The organism is Algibacter luteus, assembly GCF_030344935.1.
Classification (GTDB): domain Bacteria; phylum Bacteroidota; class Bacteroidia; order Flavobacteriales; family Flavobacteriaceae; genus Arenitalea; species Arenitalea lutea.
This window is the reverse complement of the sequence record NZ_CP128313.1, coordinates 817,575-837,627: the sequence shown is the minus strand read 5'-3', so window position 1 is coordinate 837,627 and position 20,053 is coordinate 817,575. Positions and strand designations below refer to the sequence as shown.

The following is a 20,053-nucleotide window of genomic DNA, read 5'->3' as shown; positions in this document are numbered from 1 at the left end:
TTAAACAGTTTTAAGCACTTCGATAGCTGCATCTGGATTCAAATGAAAATCACTAAAAACCACATTATCGTGCTTATCTATAAACAAAAACCAAGGGGTTCCGCCTGTTTGATAGTTTTTCATGACATTAGAAATGGATTTACCATCATCTCCAGCGTCATGTCCGAAAGGTATTTTTAAATCATATTGTTTTTGAGTTTCTATAATTTTATCGAAAGTATTTTCTTCATGTCCTTCAAAAACCGTTTGAATCGCTAAAAAAGCGACATTTTCATTGCCCTTTAGAGTCTTCACCATTTTTTGTAAATCTGGAAATCCCTTTTTATGACAACCAGGGCACCAACTTTGAAAACAATATACCACCTTAAATTTTCCTCTGAAATCCGAAAGCTTTATAGCTGGCGTGGTAAATCCATGAGCATCAATCCATTCTTTAACTCCAAATTCTGGTGCTTTATACACTTGTTTATCCTCTACTTGATTAGACATATTATTGTCCCTTTCTTTTAATTTGTTTTTTGAAACACTTATTAATTATTTCAATTTATCTGCATGTAACTTTCTAAGTTTCGCCAATTTGGGCGTGATAACAAAACTGCAATAACCTTGGTTTTGATTATTCCTGTAATAATCTTGATGTTCCTTTTCCGCCTCATAGAAAACATCTAAAGGTGCTATTTCTGTAACAATAGCATCTTCATAATATTTGGCAACTTCTTTAACTACATTTTCGGCTATTACTTTTTGAGTGTCGTCATGATAAAAAATTACCGAACGGTATTGCGTACCTCTATCTGCCCCTTGTCTATTTAATGTTGTAGGATCGTGGGTCGTCATGAAAATAACCAGAATTTCTTCATAAGAAATTACATTAGGATCAAAAGTAATTTGCACCACCTCAGCATGACCTGTTAATCCAGAACAAATTTCACGATAGGTAGGATGCCCTGGTACAGTACCACCAGAGTAACCAGACACTACTTTTTCTACACCTTTTATTTCTTGAAATACGGCTTCTGTACACCAGAAGCAACCACCTCCAACCGTGGCCATTTTTAAAATTTTATTGCTCATTTGAAAACTCCTGTTCTAATTTCATAGATTCTGAATTGATACAATATCGCAAACCACTTGGCTTGGGTCCATCAGGAAAAACATGTCCTAAATGCGCATCACAAGTATTACACATCACCTCAACACGTACCATCCCAAAAGCAGTATCGCGCTCATATTTAATAGCATTCTCTTTAATAGGTTGTGTGAAACTAGGCCATCCTGTTCCCGATTCAAACTTTATTGTAGAATCGAATAATGGCGTGTTACAACACACACAATTGTATTTTCCAGCTTCATGAATACTGCAAAGTGCACCACTATGGGGGCGTTCTGTTCCTTTTAGTCTTGTAATTCTAAATTGTTCTGGAGTTAATTGAGACTTCCATTCGGATTCAGTTTTCTCGACACGTTGGTCTGGAGTTGGATTTCCTTTTACGGAAAAGTTGATAACTTCTTTCCAAGTTAGCATAATAGGATCCTTTCTTTTTTTATTAATTATTATCTGCTTTTCAAGATAAAGGTAGTCGATATTTTTGTATTTACCTTACGACATAATAGAATGCTAAATATTACTATACTTTTATTAAATTTCGTAATTTGTGAATTCAAAATAAAAAAGATTATATGTCGAAATTGGTAGAAAATGCTGAGAAATTTGTGTTCGATTTGTTTAAAAACGAATTAGATCAAACTTTTATATATCACAACTATACGCACACCGATCGTGTGTTGCGAAGCGTAAGAGAAATTACAGAAAATACAAAAATCAATAAAAAAGACGCAGAAATTCTTGAATTAACAGCGCTTTTACATGATACTGGCTATACCAAATCAAGAGAAAACCACGAAGAGGAAAGTGTAAAAATTGCAACAAAATTTTTAAAAGAACAAGAAGCAGACGATAAAGTTATTGAGGCTGTAAGCGAATGCATTATGGCAACAAAGTTTAAAGATTCGCCTAAAACAGAACTTGGCAAAATTATAAGGGATGCCGATGCCTCACATTTTGGAAAGAAATATTTTGCAGAAGCTAGTGAGTTTTTAAGAAAAGAATTAGAAGTGCAAGGTATTGCAACTTATTCGCCTTCTGAATGGCTAAATGAAAATATAAAAGTACTAACTAAACAACATGAGTTTTATACAGATTATGCTTTAAAAAACTGGCAACCACGAAAGGAAAAAAACCTTTCGAAACTCATGAAATCTAAAAAGAAAAGAAAAAGCAAACTCAACACCGAAGAGCTTAAAGCCAAATACAAAGCACAGTATAAAAATGAAAGCCCAGAACGAGGTATTCAAACTTTTTATAGGGTAGCTTTGAGGAACCATATTAAACTTAGTGATATTGCAGATACAAAAGCTAATATTTTACTCTCGGTTAATGCCATTATTATTTCTCTTGTATTAGCAAATTTAATTTCTAAACTAGATACCAATGCTTATTTGGTATACCCAACAGCCATTTTTACCTTGTCCTGTGTTATCTCAATGGTTTTATCCATTATTGCTACCAGACCAAATATTACAAGAGGCGAGTTTACAAAAGAAGATGTTGCCAACAAAGATGTAAACCTTACGTTTTTTGGTAACTTCCATAAAATGGAACTAAAAGAATATGAATGGGCTGTAAGTGAGCTTTTAAAAGACAAAAACTACGTTTACACCTCTTTAACAAAAGATTTATATTTTTTAGGAAAAGTGTTGGAGCGCAAGTATAGAATTCTTAGAGTTACTTACACTATTTTTATGATAGGTATGATCGTTTCTGTAATTTCTTTTGGAGTTGCTTTAAAAATAAATGGTGCTAAATTGGAGGATGTTTTACCTGATGAAGCTCTCCCTAATTCCAGCATTCAAAATAACATTGAACAAACTAGTAAGGAACATGATATTGTAATCTCTTAAGATTCTATTTCTTTCATTAAATCTTGGTAGGTATAAAATGCTTTATCATCTTCATTTTTATGATAAAGTACACTTACACGAATGGCTTTTAAGCCTGTTACCGCTTGTAGATCTTGAAGCTCAACAATTTCAACATCGTCATCTAAATAGTGTTTAGACTGCAAGAATTTAATATATCTTAGGTATTCTATTTCGTCTTGTTTTTGCGAGTATACAATACTTATTTTACCTTTTTGGGTAACACGCTCATTAGTCCCTTTAATAAAGGCTTTATCTACACGCTTCTTTACAATTTCGTATCGTGCATTGTAAGTTCCATCTACATCAAATTGTTTTTCGTCCATTCTAAAACTAATGGATAAAGGCTGACTAAACACTAAGATCATAGAGGCCACATCAAGAGCTACTGGAAAATCAGATTTCATCTGGTAATAATTATTTTCCATTTCGCACATCACTTGCAATTGCCATAAACGCAAATTATACAGGTAAATAGGATTGAAGCTATCTTCCCTTGTAATAGATTCACCAATGTACATATTATGCTCCACGCCATCAGTTTTAAAACGTTCAAAATAATGTGGATACATAGCTTGTGCTTCTTCTTGCTTTTTATCTAACAAGAAAGCCATTTCAGAATTTATTTTTGCGATGGTTTCATCATAAGCCTTTCTATGTTTATAAAGCACATTCAAGCTATCATCTATACTTTCGCGATATTGTTGTATTTGTTCTTTCCATTTATCATTGACTTGCAAATGCTCTAAAACGGGTTCTATGTCATCTTTTAAAAATGACGAGATTTGCTGCTCACTATCTACCTGAAAATTCGATTTTATACCTTCCAGGTAATTATTAATTTGATAAATATACTGCTCGTAAATAGGAAGCGGTTCTTCTTTTAGAACACCTTCAATAATATCTTTTACAGCTTTGAGTTGTAATGATAAATCTTGTTGCGTAGCCGTATTTCTCGCTTCTGAAGATCCTTTAATATCCATTTGCCCATAAAGAGGATAAATATTATCAAAAGCTATCTTTTTAAAATTTGGTTCTAGACCGTTAAGTTCATCTTTAATGAAGTTTCTGGCTTCCATTATAAATCGCCATTTCACACTAGGGTGAATAGAGGTGCATTCTTGCTGAATAATGGCCTCAATTAAATTTTCTTCTTCATTTTTAGAACGTTCTACCGCTGAAACGATGAATGGCATCACATCAACCAGTTTGTTGGCATTAATACTGTTTAAAACCCTTGGTTTATCGGATACAATTTCTAGAATCCCCATTAAACCATCGTCATTAGCAATGGGTGCAAAAATGGCACTTTTAATCTGTTGATTGTATAAACTTAAGATATGAGGTGCACGTCCTTTGGATTTTTTATACATGGCATCAACATCTGACACCGAAAAGTATTTATTTTCTTTTAATAATCTGTTATAAGACCAACTACACAAAGCATCAACACAACTGTTACTTTCTAAATCTCCGAGTAAATAACTATTCATTCCCACGCCATGAACATGCTGAAACGTATCCGTTTCTTCGTCATAAATTGAAAAACCAACTTTAATGTTTTTAATACCTAATAATGAAGAAAAGATTTTATGAAACTCATTCATAAAGCTTTCGTCTTTTCGCTTTTCTTCACCAATAAGACTTGATTTTATATTGGAAATGGATTGATCGTCGGTAACATCAAACATATTAGATATTACGAAGCCTTTAAATGTATAACTGTTAGGTGGAAATTTCTCTTTCCAAAGCGCTATGTTTTCAAAATTATCCAACAATTCATTGTAATCTGCTTCAGTAATTTTTTTTGCATTTTCAGTGGGAGTGATTTCGCAAAAGTCTGCATTATAAAGAATTTTATAATAACGGATGACTCCATTTGCATCCGGAATTTCGTAATAAAAGGGTCTTTTAAAATTTAAATCGTAACCGTAACAGAAATTTAAAATAATAGCACATGCAAAAATGTAGGTATCATCTTCTGGCATGTTTTTTATTTGAAGTTCAAAATCTTTCCCTGCCGTTTTTATTATATTCTTAAAACGTTCTGAAGCATTAAATACCAAATTATGAAGAGGTACTGATGCTGTTTTAATCTCGTTATGAGTTAAAATAGGATTAAAGGTATCGCGCAAGACAGCTTTAATTTCGTTTTCTTTACTTTTCAGCATAGATAAATCGCTAAAACCCTCACGTAACTCTGGGTGGTTTTTAGCAATTTTTAAAATGCGAGAAGCATTAGCAACTACAAATTCGTCTTTGCTTTTAGCCAAAGTTTCATAGTGCTCTAGCAACTTACTAAAACTAATTTTTAATTTAAAAGGCGAATTAATATTGTCGTTGATATCCATTGAATAACATGCTTATAATACAAAGTTACAAATTAATGACTTAGTCGATATCTAAGAGACTACCTAACAGCATTTTTGTTACTCCAATAACGTATCATTTTAAAGCTTTTCCAGAAGAACAATATTGAATTTTGAATCTATAATAATTTTGCCATCCTTTACTTTCTGAGACTTATTAGAATAGTTATCTAGTAACATATCTCCATCATTGAATATTCTAGAAACATTAATAACCTTTTGGCCTAAAGGTAAATCTAAACCTACAACCACTAAGTCATTAAAGTTATCTTTTGAAAAGCTTCTATAAAAAACATAGGGTTCTTCCGTAATCATTTGGTGCATACCAGCTCCAATGGCAGGATGGTTCGCCCTAAACTTCCCTAGTTTTTGCCAATGTAATAATATGTGTTGTGTTTCCGGATTATTATCAATAGCCTCCCAATTCATGAAAGAACGCAAAGTAGCATCTCCAACAGTGCCTTCTACAACCAAGGAGCGTGCAGATTCATCACCATAATACACCTGAGAAGCACCAGGACATAACAATAATTTCGTTGCAGTTTCAAATGGCTTTTCTCTGTTTGCATCAAAAGGCTGTCCGTCGTCATGAGAACTTAAATAATTCAAAACGCTATAGCCTTTTAATTCTGAATTTAAAATATCAGAATATTTTTTAAACATAGCCTCAGTTGATATTTGAGACGCATTCCATTTTAACTCAAAATTGATTAAACCGTTAAAAGCATCGTCAAAATAGTTGACTTTTTTATCGCCAAAGTCAAACGCTTTTGCAGCCGAAATTCCATAATTATAAACTTCGCCAACTAAATAAAAATTATTATTATCAAGAACTTTATCTGGATTATTCTGTTTAAACTTTTCAAAGGCATAATCACACTCGTCTTTAAATTCTTGCCAAACATATTCTTCAACATGCTTTACGGTATCCACTCGATAACCATCAATCCCAAATTCTGTTATGTAATCGGTAAGCCATTTCATAATGTAAAATCTCGGAGCTCTTGGGTGTCCTGTTCGTTCAAAAAAAGCATTTAACTCTTCAACCTCCTTATCATATCTGCCTTCTGCTTTCCACTTTTCTACAAGTTGTTCTGGCAATTCTACAGGCTCGTTACTCTCTGTTTTAATATCTGGTAAGTTTTTAACCAAAGTACAAGTAATAGTATTCTCGTAAGATTGATAATCGCATTGCGGTTCTGTTCTAACCCAGCTTGATGGCCATACTGGGTCTTTTACTGTTACTGGCCCTGTGTGATTTATAACCGCATCTAATAAAACACGAATGCCTTTTTTGTGTGCAGCTTCAATCAATTCGTGCAAGTCTGCTTTGGTTCCAAAATTAGGATCTAAGGTGGTCCAATCGCTAGCCCAATAACCGTGAAACCCATAACTTAAACCAGTGCCTTCATCTGTTCCACCATGAATTTGCTCCACAATCGGAGTCATCCAAATAGCATTTATTCCTAAATCGGAAAAATAGTCCTCGTTTATTTTTTGTGTAACACCTTTAATATCGCCACCTTTAAATCCACGAAGTTTTCCTGTTTCCAGTGATCTATCAAAATTAACATCGTTAGAGGTGTCGCCATTATTAAACCTATCGGTAAGTAAAAAATAGATATTGGCACCTTCCCATACAAAAGGCGCTTCTGGTTTTTCTTGGGCTACTGTTTTTTTGTTATCGCAATTAAAAAAAACTAAAAAAGCAAAGAGGATTAAATAATACTTCATGATGTTTCTATTTTTTACAACTTTAAGGGTTTAAAAATAAGTTAGACTTATTTATTAATTCAATTTCAAAATAAACGACTCCAATGGTTTAATATCCACCCTAACTTCTGCTTTATTACCGCTAACTTTTAATTTCGAAGTATAGCTTTTATATAATTGATCAACAACAGTATAATCACCATTTTTTAAATCCCATTTCTCTATAATATTTTGAGGAATACTTAACTCAAATCCGTACGTGTTTTTTGCATTAAAATTTGAAATAATTATTAATTTTTCATTATGACTCCAACGTACAAAAGACAGCACTTTGTTATTATACCATTCGGTATTTTGAATGTTATGTATGTGTATGTCTTGATAATATCCTGTTAGAGCAGAACTGTTTAAGGTGAAGTTTAACAACCGCTTATAAAAATCTCTTAATTCATTTTCATCTGAAGTCAGTTGACCACCATCAAATTTTTTATTATTTAACCAACGCTGATGCGCGGGAACACCAATATAATCAAATATTGACGTTCTGGTTGGTGATCCAAATCCTGCATGTTCTGATCCATCTTCGCCTACTTCCTGTCCGAAATAAATCATTGTAGGAGCCGTTGTTGATGTTGCAGAAACAACCATAGCAGGCTTGCCTTTTCTAGCATTTCCTGCAAAATCCGGACTTGCAATACGTTGTTCGTCATGATTCTCAAGAAAATGAAGCATATGGTGTTCTATATCTTTTAAATCATCTAAAATTGGAGGGATGTGCTTGGTTTTGCCTTTACCCTGCATGATGCTTTTTATGGTATCATACAACTGTACTTTATCATACAGATAATCCATTTTTCCCTTTTTTATATAATCTCTATACAATGTAGGATTGTAAACTTCGGCCAATAGAAAAGCATCGGGGTTTTTCATTTTTATAGCTGAGTTCATAAAACTCCAAAATTCAACTGGAACCATTTCTGCCATATCGTAACGAAACCCATCCACACCTTTTTCTATCCAATACAAAGCAATATCTCTAAACTTAATCCATGAATTAGGAACTACTTTATCTTGCCAAAATTCGAAATGCTTTTTATAATCTTCATTTTCAAAGCCTGCTGGAAGCTCATCAAAATCTTTTTGACCGTCAGGAGTAATTCCGTAATTTACCTTTACCGTTTCATACCAATCGTTCATGTCAGGTTGAGACTTTCTTGATCCATTTCCTGTCCATTTAGAGGGCTTTTCTAAAAATTTCCCGTCTTCTAATGGGTGCTTTTCATCTCCCAAAGGCGAGTAACCATGTTTCCATATTGGTACTTTAAAACTTTCGTTCGGATTGTAATAGAAGTTATTGTTTACATGATAAACCACCGAATTGTCATCTTCTTCTCCGAAATCTTTAACTCCTTTTGGTTTTGATAAACTTATATAATTTCGTGCTACATGATTGGGCACAATATCAATAATCACCTTCAAGCTAGCTTGATGAGTTCGTTCAATCAAGGCTTGAAATTCTTCCAACCTATTTTCAACATTTTCTGCCAAATCTGGATTTACATTGTAATAATCTTTTACCGCATAGGGAGATCCTGCACGTCCTTTTACAACATCTGGGTCGTCGTTTGAGATACCAAATTTTGAATAATCGTTTATAACAGCGTGGTGAGGAACACCAGTATACCAAATATGACTTACACCCAAATCTTTAATTTCTTTTAAAGCTTTCTCTGTAAAATCGTTGAATTTACCTATGCCATTTTCTTTAATGGTTCCCCAAGGTTTATTAGTGGTATTTGTATTACCAAACAAACGTGTAAAAACCTGATATACAACGTACTTCTTCTTTAAAGTTACATCTTCATTTCCTTGCGTTTCCTGATCCGCTTTCTTACTATTTTCGCAGCTTAATCCCATTATCATTATTACTAAAACTATATTTTTTATTGATTTCATTATTTATTGTTATTCAAATTAAATAACCAGGTTATGGCTTCTTTAAACTCAGATTTCCAAAACGACTCACTGTGAATTCCATTGGCAACTGTTTTTTCATGAATATTTTCACTGTTAAACCCATTTTCTTTCATGAGCGAAACCATGTTTCGAGCGTTTTCCACCATATTATCACTCTCTTTTCCACCTGTTAAAAAATACATGCGGTTCTCTTTTAAATTAGCACGCGATTTTGTGAATTCAAAACTTTCATTCGCGTACCAAAAAGAAGGAGAAAAAACACCTGCTTTTCCAAATATCTCTGGTTTCGACATAGTAGCATAAAACGAAAATAAGCCTCCTAAAGACGAACCCATAATAGCGGTATGTTCAGCATCCGATTTGGTTCGAAAAGCCTTATCTATTTCAGGCTTTAATGTATTTATAAGGAAATCTAAATATTGCTCCCCTTCACCTTTGCCATATTTATCATTGTCCCATGCCGAATATTCATTTATCCGTTTTTCTTCACCATGATTAATAGCAACCACAATGAGACCAAAACCTGATTCTTGATGCAATGTGTTTAAAGTTTCATCAACCTCCCATTCACCACTATAAGAGGTGGAAACATCAAAAACATTTTGCCCGTCTTGAATATAAAGTACGGGATAATGAGATTTGGTAGTTTTATAATTGGGCGGCAAATACACACTTATTTTTCGCTTTCTATTTAATTGAGGAATGAAAAATTCTTCTGAAAAAATATGAACATTTTCAGTGGCAGTTGATGGCTTACTTTGTAGCTGTCCATCATTCCAATTCAAGATACTTACTAAAACTGTGTCCTTAGTATTATTAAACGAATAAATGCGGTTATCAATAGGGTTTCCATCTAATTTACACTCTACATTACCCCAGTTTCCTTTTGTGAATTTATAACTTATGGTTTCCTTATCCTTTGGTATGTTTATAAGGTAGGTGTTCTTAACTTTTTTTAATTTGAATGGTTCTTGACCACCCGTCCACCCTTCAAAATCACCCGAAATAAAAACTTTATCTTTAAAATTGTGATTTTTGGGCAAATCTTTTACAATGAAAGTTACAACCTCATCTGCTAAAATAGTATTTTCAGTTTGTGCCTGTGTTGTAACACAAGAGAATTGAATTAAAACTAAAAAAATTATGAAAAACTGATTTTTCATTTGATACAAAGATTACTAAAATTACTCTAAATTATTAAAACCTATTTAATTTAGTTTCGTGGTTAAAATCACGCTTCCTTTATCTTCTAAAGTAATATTATCACTCCAAAAAAATTGATGATTTGATATAATATTTGTAACAGCCTTTCCTTTTAATCCTATTTCTGCAAATCTAGTTAAATCTAATTCAAAAGGTTTGTCATTTTTATTTATAATATGAATGACGGTCTCATCTTCGTGAATTCTAAACAAAACATAAACTCCATCTTCTGGTGCAAAATGAATGGTTTTTCCTTGGTGAATGGCTTGACTCGTTTTTCTATAATTTAGAACCTTTTTCAAGTAGGATTGCATGTCTTTTTGATCTTCGGTGAGCCCTTCCTCAGTAAATGCATTAACTTTGTCTCCATCCCAACCTCCAGGGAAATCTGTACGAATTAATCCATGGTCTCCAGGTTTATCAAAATCATTCATTAAAATTTCGGTGCCGTAATAAATCTGCGGAATACGTGGTAAGGTTAAAATATAACTTAACGCCATTTTTGTATTAGTAATATCACCTTTTAATTGAGTATAAATCCTGCTCATGTCATGATTATCTGGAAAAACCATAAGATCCTGAGGTTTTACATAAGCAAAATCATTAGCCAATGCTCTATAGATTTCAATTAAACCAGAACCCCAATCTTCTTCTTCAGAAAGCCCTTTAACCACTTTTTCTTGCATCGCAAAATCCATTGGTGATTTAAGATTGGAATTATAACCGTCTTTATTAGGATTTCCTTGTTGCCAATAGGCAATCAGTAGTGGATTACTTGTCCATTCTTCGCCAACAATACTGAAATTAGGATACTCATTCATTATTTCACCTGCCCAACGACTCATGAAGTTTTTGTCTGGATACGGATATGTATCTTGACGAATCCCACCTAAATTTGCAGTTTCTATCCACCAAATGCTATTTTGAATCGTGTATTGAGCCATAAATGGATTGCGTTGGTTTAAGTCTGGCATAGCAGAAACAAACCAACCTTCCGTCATGCTTTTTTTATCAATGTTTGATGCATAAATATCCTGATTGGTAGTTCTACGATGATTAGTAGTGATGCTTCTATAGCCATCTGAATTATGGGCATTCTTTTCGAAATGTGCTTGATGATTTATCCAATCTTTAAAAGGTAAATCTTTCATCCACCAATGCTCTAAACCGCAATGATTCGCTACTTGATCCATTATTAATTTCATGCCTTTTTTAGACATGGAATCAGACAATTCCAAATATTCTTCTAATGTTCCAAAACGCGGGTCTATTTCATAAAAATTAGTCATGGCATATCCATGATACGATCCTTGAGGCATATCATTGGTAAGTAACGGACAAGGCCATATAGCAGTGAAACCTAAATCTTCTATATAATCTAAATGCTTTGTAATGCCTTGAATATCTCCACCATGCCTAGCGTAGTTATCATTTCTATCAATGGTTTTTTCGTTAAGAGATTCTACAATATCGTTATCTGGATTACCATTTGAAAAACGATCTGGTGTAATTAAATAAATAGCATCACTACTATTAAAACCTACATAGTCTTCTGATGGTTTTTGTCGTGGTTTTAATTCGAAAGTATACAATAAATCCTGATCATCTTCCTTTTTAAAAATGATGTTGAATTTACCAGCATGTGTGTCTTCGGAAATATCTAAATCAATAAACAGATAATTTGGGCTATCAGCTTTATGAACTTTATCAATTGATACGCCTTGATAATTAATTTCTACTGTTCTTTTTGAAATATCAGGATGCTGAACAAGAAGTTGCAACTTTGGGTTTTTAAATCCAACCCACCAGTTTAAAGGCTCTACTCTAGCAATATCTCGTCTGTCAGTTATTGAAGTAGAATCTTGTTGCGCATCTGCATCCATTTCATTGTTATTTTTACAAGATAAATTTACTGCAAATACAATTAGAATCATCATAAAACCCAAGTGTTTTAAAATGTTTTTTTCAATGGCGTAAGTTTTCATAAATCGCTTTATTTAATTTCTTTAATACTTATTGCAAATCCACCACCTGGTGCAGACCAAATTGATAATTTTGATTTGTAATTTACTTTTTTTGATGAAATCGTATAAGCTTGCGGGTTTGTTTTATAATGGGCATTTTTTGCATCGGCATAAATAGTAGCTGTATATTTTTTGCCTTTTTCAAGAAAATCTAGATTAAAAGTTGATGTTCTTGCTTTTGTTCCGTTTACATTACCAACAAACCAATTGGTGCTTCCTTTTTCTTGACGGGCAATAGTTACATAATCTCCTGGTTCAGCCTCTAAATACCGGCTTTTATTCCAATCAATGGCAACATCTTTTATAAACTGAAAGGCATCCATAAACTGCTCGTAATGTTCAGGTAAATCTGCTGCCATTTGTAACGGGCTGTACATAGTAACATACAATGCCAATTGATTTGCCAATGTACTATTGACATGTGAGTTATTGTTTGGATTTAATTTTGAAATATCCATCTCGAAAATCCCAGGCGTATAATCCATAGGCCCTCCTATTAATCTTGTAAATGGTAAAACAGTAACATGATTAGGTTTTGAACCGCCGAAGGCTTGAAACTCGGTTCCTCTAGCCGATTCATTACCTATTAAATTAGGATATGTTCTGCAAATACCTGTAGGTCGTGCAGCCTCATGAGCATTAATCATAACTTCGTATTCAACAGCTTTTTCAAGAGCATATTGATAGTGATTTACAATCCATTGGCTGTAATGATATTCTCCTCGAGGCAAAATATTACCAACATATCCGCTTTTTACCGCGTTGTATTCATGGTCTTTCATGAATTGATAGGCTTTATCCAAATGGCGCTCGTAATTTCTAACAGAACCTGATGTTTCGTGATGCATTATCATTTTCACTCCTTTACTTTTGGCGTAATGGTGAATCTCTTCAACATCAAAATCTGGATAAGGTGTTACAAAATCGAATACGTAATCTTTAGATTTTCCGAACCAATCTTCCCAACCTTCATTCCAGCCTTCAACTAAAACACCATCAAAACCATGCTCTGAAGCAAAATCGATATAGCGTTTTACATTCGCATTATTAGCGGCGTGATTATCGTTTGGTTTTACTTTTGAATAATCGGTGACACCTAATTGTACCGAAGGCAAATCATTAGTATAAGCCCAAGAACTTTTACCGGTAATCATTTCCCACCAAACACCAATATATTTTACAGGTTTTATCCAAGAAGTATCTTCGATTTTACAAGGTTCGTTTAGATTTAATGTTATTCTGGAAGCTAAAATATCTCGAGCATCATCACTTACCATAATAGTTCTCCATGGTGAACTACAAGGCGCTTGCATGTAGCCTTTATCGCCATTTGCATCAGGTGTTAACCACGATTCAAAAATCATGCTTTCGTCATCTAAATTGAGGTGCATACATGCATAATTAATTAAAGCGGCTTCGTGTAAATTAATGTATAATCCATTTTCGGTTTTCATCATTAATGCCGTTTGTACACCAGTTTTAGAAAATTGTATTTGTGAAGCGTTTCCAGTTACTGCATTATCAAATTTTGAGCTTATTTCTGAAAGTTTTGATTTTGTATAATCATATTCCTGACTATCATAATCACCTGGAATCCAAAAAGCTGTATGATCGCCAGTCATTGCAAATTGCGATCGCTCTTCCTTTATAACGAAGTAAACCAAATTTTCCTGTGAAGGAAACTCGTATCGAAAGCCTAAGCCTTCATTAAACAATCTAAAACGAATGATAATAGTTCGATTGGTTTGGTTTTGTTTTAGACTTACTGCTAATTCATGATACTCATTTCGTATTTCCTTTTCTTCGCCCCAAACTGGAGTCCAAATTTCATTAAAGGTTGAATTTTCAGTATTAAGGATTTCGAAATCATCTAACAACGATTTTTCATCATCTTTCAACTCCAATCCTAAATGACTCGGCTTTATAACTTCTTGATTTTTATAAGATAATTGATACGTTGGTACGCCTCCATCTTCTAAATAAAAATTCATTGTAATCTCGCCATTGGGTGATTTCAGCTCTTGAGCATTTCCAAAATTGAAAATTGACAATAAGATTGTAAGACTTAAAATATTCAGAAATTTCATTCTTTATTTTTTTAATTAAGTGGTTCTATATTAACTAACCGACTTCAAAATTTTATTTTTCAATACAACTGGTTTGTTGTTAACCAAAATTTCTAAATCGTTGCCTGTGAGCAATTCAAAATTTAATTGCTGTTGAGATACATTAATTTTTATAATCTGGTTTCTGAAATTTATTTTGAAGGAATACGCTTTCCATTGTTTTGGGATTTTTGGTGTAAACGAAAGTTTGTTATCTATAATTCGCATACCTCCGAAACCTTCAACAATACTCATCCAAGTTCCTGCCATTGAGGTAATATGTAATCCTTCATGTACTTCGTGGTTATAATCGTCTAAATCTAATCGCGATGTACGTAAATAGAATGTATAAGCTTGATCCATTCTATTCAATTTTGCAGCTTGTATACTATGAACACAAGGCGACAACGAACTTTCATGCACAGTAAACGGTTCGTAAAAATCGAAATGTTGTTCCAATTCTTCTTCCGTAAATTGATCTTCAAAAAAGTAGAAACCTTGCAAAACATCGGCCTGTTTAATATAAGGTGAACGCAAAATTCTATCCCAACTCCATTTTTGATTTATTGGTCTTTCTGATTTTGGTAAGTTTGCTACAGTTATTAGTTCTTTATCTAAAAAACCATCTTGCTGTAAATAGACTTGATGTTTTTCTGAATAAGGAAAGTACATATTATCTGCAACAGCCTTCCATTCTTTAATTTCAGCCTCAGATAATTTTATTTTGTTCATGATTTTGGTATAATCTGTGGCGTATTCTGCAGCTACTTTATTTATATTTTCAATAGCATAATTGATGCACCATTTTGCAAGATAGTTTGTATACCAGTTATTATTTATATTATTTTCATATTCATTTGGTCCTGTAACGCCTAAAATGACATACTTATTTTTATCAGTAGAAAAGTTAGCACGTTGATGCCAAAAACGAGCAATGGCAATTAATACTTCAAGCCCCTTTTCTGGAATATAACTATAATCGCCTGTGTAACGATGGTAATTGTAAATAGCAAATGCAATAGCACCGTTTCTATGAATTTCCTCAAAAGTAATTTCCCATTCGTTATGGCACTCTTCGCCGTTCATAGTTACCATTGGATATAACGCAGCGCCATTTTTAAAGCCTAATTTTTCAGCATTTTCAATAGCTTTCTCTAAATGATTGTAGCGATATTCCAGAAGTGCACGCGCCACATTTTGATCTTTAGTAGCCATATAAAACGGAATACAATACGCTTCGGTATCCCAATAGGTACTTCCGCCGTATTTTTCGCCAGTAAATCCTTTTGGTCCTATATTTAATCTAGAATCTTTCCCTAAATAAGTTTGATTTAATTGGAAGATATTAAAGCGAATGCCTTGTTGCGCTTTGGTATCGCCTTCTATAGTTATATCTGCCATTTCCCAGATATTCGCCCAAGCTTGATTTTGATCTTCAAGTAATTGATCGAAGCCCTTTGTAATGGCGGTTTTTAATACCACCTTTGCTGCATCAACAAGTTTAGTCTTATCATGATTTCTATCTACTGTATAACCACCAAATTTTTGAATGCTATATGTTTCACCCTTTTTTATTTGGTTAACATAGCTTAAAGCAATGTAATTAGATTCTTTTTTAACCTTTGGTGCTGAGAAAATGGGGTCTCCAGAACTAAAAACTTTAGACTCCATAAATGTACAAGTATGGAAATCGGTTTTCATGGTTTTCGATTCAATAAAGGCTTGATTATCTTCGAAACTTATATTTGTTGTGTCCCAAAACTGATCGTCCCAATTGGAATCTTCATTGGTAATACCAGAATCTAAATATGGTTGAAATTCAATTTCAGCATCTGTATTTAAAGGTTTAACTTGATAATGAATAGCACCAACTTCATCTAAAACTAAACTCAAAAAGCGTTTAACAGATACCTCAACTTGAACATTATTTGGCAATGTTGCGATGAAATGTCTGGACAACCAGCCTTCTTTCATATTGAGCTCGCGTTTAAAACCTTCTACAGTTTTACAGGTATTTAAATCTAATGGTTCTCCGTTTATTGTAACGTTTATTCCTATCCAATTTGGTGCATTTAATACTTTAGCAAAATATTCAGGATAGCCATTTTTCCACCAACCTACTCTGGTTTTATCTGGATAATAAACACCAGCAATATAACTCCCTTGAAAGGTATCGCCAGAGTATTGCTCTTCAAAATTTGCACGTTGACCCATAGCACCGTTGCCAATACTGAACAAACTTTCTGAGGATTTAACTTGACTTGCATCAAATCCTTCTTCTATGATGGACCAATTATTTGGTATTATGTAATCTTGGTTCATTTTTTACATTATTTTTTCTGGAATTACCGCAGTAAAGAAATCATGTGGTATTTCAGTTAAACTTTTAAAATTAAAATCGGCTTCGTGGAGTGTATTACTATCTCCAATCCCGACAGATATCATATTTGCTTTATTTGCAGCTTCAACACCCGCAATAGCATCTTCAAAAACCACGCATTGTTCGGGCTTTAAATTCAATTTTTGCGCACCAATTAAAAACACTTCTGGGTCTGGTTTGGCTTTAGTAACACTATTGCCATCAACAATTCCAGAAAATCTTTCAAACAGATTCACTTGTTTCAAAATTAAGGGCGCATTTTTACTTGCAGAACCCAAAACATATTCTATGCCTAAGTTATCTAATTTATCTAAAAGGGCATTAGCACCAGGAAGTATTTCTTCTGGCCCCATTTTCATTATGTATTTTAAGTAATGTTCATTTTTACTTTTTAGATACTCTTGTTTTTTTTCTTCGGAAAGTGAAACCTTACCAATATCTAAAAGGATTTCTAGAGAACGCACACGACTAACACCTTTTAAAAGTTCGTTATGTGCTTCTGTAAACTCGAACCCTAAGTGGTTAGCAAGTTGTTTCCAAGCTAGAAAATGATATTTAGCGGTATCTACAATAACTCCGTCTAAATCGAATATAACTCCTATTTTGTTCATCTTTTATGATTGAATTACGTCATCAACATCCTTAACTTTATACACTAAAGATGCTGCAATTAAAAAACTAAATCCACTCATCATTAATGCGAAAATGGCATGATTGTCATAAGCATATTTAACAAGTGGACCGCCAATTAAGGCATTGATAATTTGAGGTATTACTATGAAGAAATTGAAAATCCCCATGTAAACACCCATTTTTTTTGGTGAAATTGAACCAGCTAGAATTGCGTAAGGCATTGCCAAAATACTTGCCCATGCTATACCAACACCTATCATTGAAACGATAAGCCAATTTTTATCTGGCATAATGTAGATGGATAATAATCCTAGTCCTCCAATAATAAGCGATACTGAATGTGTTTTTTTACGACCTATTTTTTTAGCTATGTAAGGGAGAGCAAAGGCGTAAAGTGCAGAAATTAAATTATACACTCCAAAAAGAATGCCTACCCAATCGCCTGCATTTTGGTACATAGAACTGCTACTATCGGTATATGGTAAACCGTAAACATGTTGCGCAATGGCTGGTGTAGCAAACACCCACATACCAAACAGCCCAAACCAAGAAAAAAACTGCACCCAACTTAATTGGCGCATCGTTGTTGGCATTTTTTTAAAATCTTCAAAAATATCCAACAAACTTGATTTTACATCTTCAGTTTCAACTGTTTTATCATTTGCTTCCAAATGTGCTTTTTCAAAACTTACTAACTCTTGTGGAGTATATTCTTTAGTTGTAAAAACAGTAATTAAAATTGAAACGATTAATACAATGGCACCAATAATAAAAGATAAGATTAAATTAAATGGCACCGTACCTTCAATAGTTTCGTTTGAAATACCAAACCAATTGGTTAATACATAAGGCAACCATGACCCAACAACGGCTCCAAAACCTATGAGTGCAGTTTGCACACTAAATCCTAAAGTACGTTGATCTGTTCTTAAATTATCTCCTACCAATGCACGGAATGGCTCCATGGCAATATTGAAAGAAGCATCCATAATCATTAGCATTCCGGCACCAACCCAAAGCGCTGGCAAAAATGCTATAAAAATATCTGCTTGTGGCATGAGCACTAAACCAATGGATGCTAGAATGGCCCCTACTAAAAAAAAAGGTTTACGTCTACCAAATTTCCCCCAAGTTTTATCGCTGTAGTGTCCAACTATTGGCTGAACAATTAAACCCATTAAAGGTGCTATTATCCAGAACCATGATAGTTCGTGAACATCGGCTCCAAAAATTTGAAGAATTCTACTTGCATTGGCATTTTGGAGTGCAAACCCCATTTGTATTCCTAGAAACCCAAAACTCATGTTCCAGATTTGCCAGAAACTTAATCTGCGCTTTTCCATTAAAAAGTATTTAACATTGATACTATTTGATAAGCAATAACACACCTCATAATTTATTAAGCTATATGGATGCACCTTATCAAAACTTATTCATGAGAAGTGAAAATATAAGTTTTGATTTCGAATCAAAGATAAAAAAGAATTTTGTTTTTCCTAATACATACATTCATGTGTTGGGATTCTACGAAATTATTTAGTTGATTCTCTTTCAATAATTTCGGTTTCAATTACCACTTTTATAAAGTCTTTTTTTTGTTCATTATTTGTAAAGTATTGCTCGGGTTCAGCTTCTTCAGCCTCCAACCTATCTATCAATAAATTGGCAGCTTGCTCACCAATTTTTTGCCCATGTTGGCTAACGGTTGTAAGGCTTGGTGTTGCGTGTTTAGACAAAACTCCATCGGTAAACCCAATAACCTGAACATCGTCTGGTATTTTTAGCCCGAGTTTCCTAGTCACTTTCATAGCAGAAACTGCATAAAGCTCATTAACCGCAAAAACGCCATCAATATTAGGATTCGATTTAAAAAATTGCGCTATTTCTGCTTCCAAAACATCCAAATTATTTTCAACATCTAAGCTATCGTCAATTTTTAAAATAAGATTAGAATCGGCTTCTATTCCATTACTTTGTAAGGCCTCTAAATAGCCTTGAGTCCTTAATTTACCCACGCTTACATAATCTAACGTGGTAATTAAAGCTATGTGTTTGCAACCGTTTCCAATAAGTTTCTTTACTGCTTTTACAGCGCCATTAAAATCATCGACAATTACCTTGTCGCAATTTACTTCATCAACAACCCTATCAAACATAACAATAGGCATACCTTGGTTTATTGTGGCATTAAAATGATGATAATCTTGCTTTAGCAAAGTTTCTTTTGAAATGGAAAGAATAAACCCATCAATACTACCATTAGCAAGCATTTCCATGTTTATAATCTCTTTGGTAAACGACTCATTTGATAAACCTACAATAACGTTATAACCTCTACGATTGGCTACGCGCTCTATACCTCGAATAACTGTAGAGAAAAAGTGATGCACAATTTCTGGTATTAAAATACCTATGGTTTTAGTTTTTCTGTTCTTTAAACTAAGCGCTATATTATTGGGTTTATAATTATATAATTTAGCAAAAGCTTGGATTTTTTGAGTAGTATCTTCACTAATTTCTTTGCTATTGCTAAGCGCTTTAGAAACCGTAGAAACCGAGACATCCAACTCTTTTGCAATTTGCTTTAATGTTATCTTTCTTTTCATATAATTAAAATAGTGTACCGCTTAAGCAGAAATATTTTGTTTAGTAAACGTAGTGAGATAAAGG

At 33.5% G+C, this 20,053-nt stretch carries 14 protein-coding genes; 1 reads left to right on the top strand and 13 read right to left on the bottom strand.

Annotated features, from left to right (window positions below):
• From O5O44_RS03585 to msrB, 3 genes are read right to left on the bottom strand one after another with little or no spacing between them, the layout of a single operon-like run.
• Nucleotides 1-489, bottom strand: a complete 489-nt coding sequence (locus O5O44_RS03585; protein ID WP_289195767.1) for a peroxiredoxin family protein — start codon at nucleotides 487-489, stop codon at nucleotides 1-3.
• Between the two features lie 45 nt (nucleotides 490-534).
• Nucleotides 535-1,074, bottom strand: a complete 540-nt coding sequence (gene msrA / locus O5O44_RS03580; RefSeq protein ID WP_289195766.1) for a peptide-methionine (S)-S-oxide reductase MsrA — start codon at nucleotides 1,072-1,074, stop codon at nucleotides 535-537.
• Nucleotides 1,064-1,525: a peptide-methionine (R)-S-oxide reductase MsrB gene (gene msrB / locus O5O44_RS03575; RefSeq protein WP_019386162.1), complete on the bottom strand. Its 462-nt coding sequence runs from the start codon at nucleotides 1,523-1,525 to the stop codon at nucleotides 1,064-1,066. The genes msrA and msrB overlap by 11 nt, the downstream gene beginning before the upstream one ends.
• A 155-nt stretch (nucleotides 1,526-1,680) precedes the next feature.
• Between msrB and O5O44_RS03570 the strand changes: the two genes are divergently transcribed.
• Nucleotides 1,681-2,961, top strand: coding sequence for a Pycsar system effector family protein (locus O5O44_RS03570; RefSeq protein ID WP_289195765.1), 1,281 nt, complete (start codon nucleotides 1,681-1,683; stop codon nucleotides 2,959-2,961).
• Here the strand turns inward: O5O44_RS03570 and O5O44_RS03565 are convergent.
• The 10 genes from O5O44_RS03565 to O5O44_RS03520 all read right to left on the bottom strand — a co-directional run bounded on the left by O5O44_RS03565 (nucleotide 2,958) and on the right by O5O44_RS03520 (nucleotide 19,989).
• The gene (locus O5O44_RS03565; protein ID WP_289195764.1) at nucleotides 2,958-5,330 is read right to left on the bottom strand and encodes a GAF domain-containing protein; all 2,373 of its coding nucleotides are present in this window, start codon (nucleotides 5,328-5,330) and stop codon (nucleotides 2,958-2,960) included. The two genes, O5O44_RS03570 and O5O44_RS03565, sit on opposite strands and share 4 nt — an antisense overlap.
• Before the next feature lie 99 nt (nucleotides 5,331-5,429).
• Nucleotides 5,430-7,082 (bottom strand): alpha-amylase family glycosyl hydrolase, encoded by a 1,653-nt coding sequence (locus O5O44_RS03560; protein WP_289195763.1) that lies wholly within the window; start codon nucleotides 7,080-7,082, stop codon nucleotides 5,430-5,432.
• A 54-nt stretch (nucleotides 7,083-7,136) separates the two neighbouring features.
• Nucleotides 7,137-9,017, bottom strand: a complete 1,881-nt coding sequence (locus tag O5O44_RS03555; RefSeq protein WP_289195762.1) for an alpha-amylase family glycosyl hydrolase — start codon at nucleotides 9,015-9,017, stop codon at nucleotides 7,137-7,139.
• Nucleotides 9,017-10,201 carry an alpha/beta hydrolase gene (locus tag O5O44_RS03550; protein ID WP_289195761.1) on the bottom strand — a complete coding sequence of 395 codons (1,185 nt, stop codon included), beginning with the start codon at nucleotides 10,199-10,201 and terminating at the stop codon, nucleotides 9,017-9,019. Before O5O44_RS03550 ends, O5O44_RS03555 begins: the two co-directional genes overlap by 1 nt.
• Nucleotides 10,202-10,246: 45 nt before the next feature.
• Complete coding sequence (locus tag O5O44_RS03545; RefSeq protein WP_289195760.1) at nucleotides 10,247-12,226, bottom strand: glycoside hydrolase family 13 protein; 1,980 nt, start codon at nucleotides 12,224-12,226, stop codon at nucleotides 10,247-10,249.
• Nucleotides 12,227-12,234: 8 nt separating this feature from the next.
• On the bottom strand, nucleotides 12,235-14,352 hold the full coding sequence (locus tag O5O44_RS03540) for a glycoside hydrolase family 97 protein (RefSeq protein ID WP_289195759.1): 2,118 nt from the start codon (nucleotides 14,350-14,352) through the stop codon (nucleotides 12,235-12,237).
• Between the two features lie 30 nt (nucleotides 14,353-14,382).
• Nucleotides 14,383-16,692 carry a glycoside hydrolase family 65 protein gene (locus tag O5O44_RS03535; protein WP_289195758.1) on the bottom strand — a complete coding sequence of 770 codons (2,310 nt, stop codon included), beginning with the start codon at nucleotides 16,690-16,692 and terminating at the stop codon, nucleotides 14,383-14,385.
• A gap of 3 nt (nucleotides 16,693-16,695) precedes the next feature.
• A complete protein-coding gene (gene pgmB, locus O5O44_RS03530) occupies nucleotides 16,696-17,361 on the bottom strand; it encodes a beta-phosphoglucomutase (protein WP_289195757.1) in 666 nt (221 codons plus the stop codon).
• Between the two features lie 3 nt (nucleotides 17,362-17,364).
• On the bottom strand, nucleotides 17,365-18,726 hold the full coding sequence (locus O5O44_RS03525; RefSeq protein ID WP_289195756.1) for an MFS transporter: 1,362 nt from the start codon (nucleotides 18,724-18,726) through the stop codon (nucleotides 17,365-17,367).
• 189 nt (nucleotides 18,727-18,915) lie between these two features.
• Nucleotides 18,916-19,989, bottom strand: coding sequence for a LacI family DNA-binding transcriptional regulator (locus tag O5O44_RS03520; RefSeq protein ID WP_289195755.1), 1,074 nt, complete (start codon nucleotides 19,987-19,989; stop codon nucleotides 18,916-18,918).
• Nucleotides 19,990-20,053: the final 64 nt, after the last annotated feature.

What these genes read in the sequence shown, in the direction of transcription:
- msrB (WP_019386162.1), bottom strand. Translation starts at nt 1,525, where the DNA reads ATGCTAACTTGGAAAGAAGTTATCAACTTTTCCGTAAAAGGAAATCCA.
- pgmB (WP_289195757.1), bottom strand. Translation starts at nt 17,361, where the DNA reads ATGAACAAAATAGGAGTTATATTCGATTTAGACGGAGTTATTGTAGAT.
- O5O44_RS03565 (WP_289195764.1), bottom strand. Translation starts at nt 5,330, where the DNA reads ATGGATATCAACGACAATATTAATTCGCCTTTTAAATTAAAAATTAGT.
- O5O44_RS03540 (WP_289195759.1), bottom strand. Translation starts at nt 14,352, where the DNA reads ATGAAATTTCTGAATATTTTAAGTCTTACAATCTTATTGTCAATTTTC.
- O5O44_RS03555 (WP_289195762.1), bottom strand. Translation starts at nt 9,017, where the DNA reads ATGAAATCAATAAAAAATATAGTTTTAGTAATAATGATAATGGGATTA.
- O5O44_RS03535 (WP_289195758.1), bottom strand. Translation starts at nt 16,692, where the DNA reads ATGAACCAAGATTACATAATACCAAATAATTGGTCCATCATAGAAGAA.
- O5O44_RS03520 (WP_289195755.1), bottom strand. Translation starts at nt 19,989, where the DNA reads ATGAAAAGAAAGATAACATTAAAGCAAATTGCAAAAGAGTTGGATGTC.
- O5O44_RS03585 (WP_289195767.1), bottom strand. Translation starts at nt 489, where the DNA reads ATGTCTAATCAAGTAGAGGATAAACAAGTGTATAAAGCACCAGAATTT.
- O5O44_RS03545 (WP_289195760.1), bottom strand. Translation starts at nt 12,226, where the DNA reads ATGAAAACTTACGCCATTGAAAAAAACATTTTAAAACACTTGGGTTTT.
- O5O44_RS03560 (WP_289195763.1), bottom strand. Translation starts at nt 7,082, where the DNA reads ATGAAGTATTATTTAATCCTCTTTGCTTTTTTAGTTTTTTTTAATTGC.
- O5O44_RS03525 (WP_289195756.1), bottom strand. Translation starts at nt 18,726, where the DNA reads ATGGAAAAGCGCAGATTAAGTTTCTGGCAAATCTGGAACATGAGTTTT.
- O5O44_RS03550 (WP_289195761.1), bottom strand. Translation starts at nt 10,201, where the DNA reads ATGAAAAATCAGTTTTTCATAATTTTTTTAGTTTTAATTCAATTCTCT.
- O5O44_RS03570 (WP_289195765.1), top strand. Translation starts at nt 1,681, where the DNA reads ATGTCGAAATTGGTAGAAAATGCTGAGAAATTTGTGTTCGATTTGTTT.
- msrA (WP_289195766.1), bottom strand. Translation starts at nt 1,074, where the DNA reads ATGAGCAATAAAATTTTAAAAATGGCCACGGTTGGAGGTGGTTGCTTC.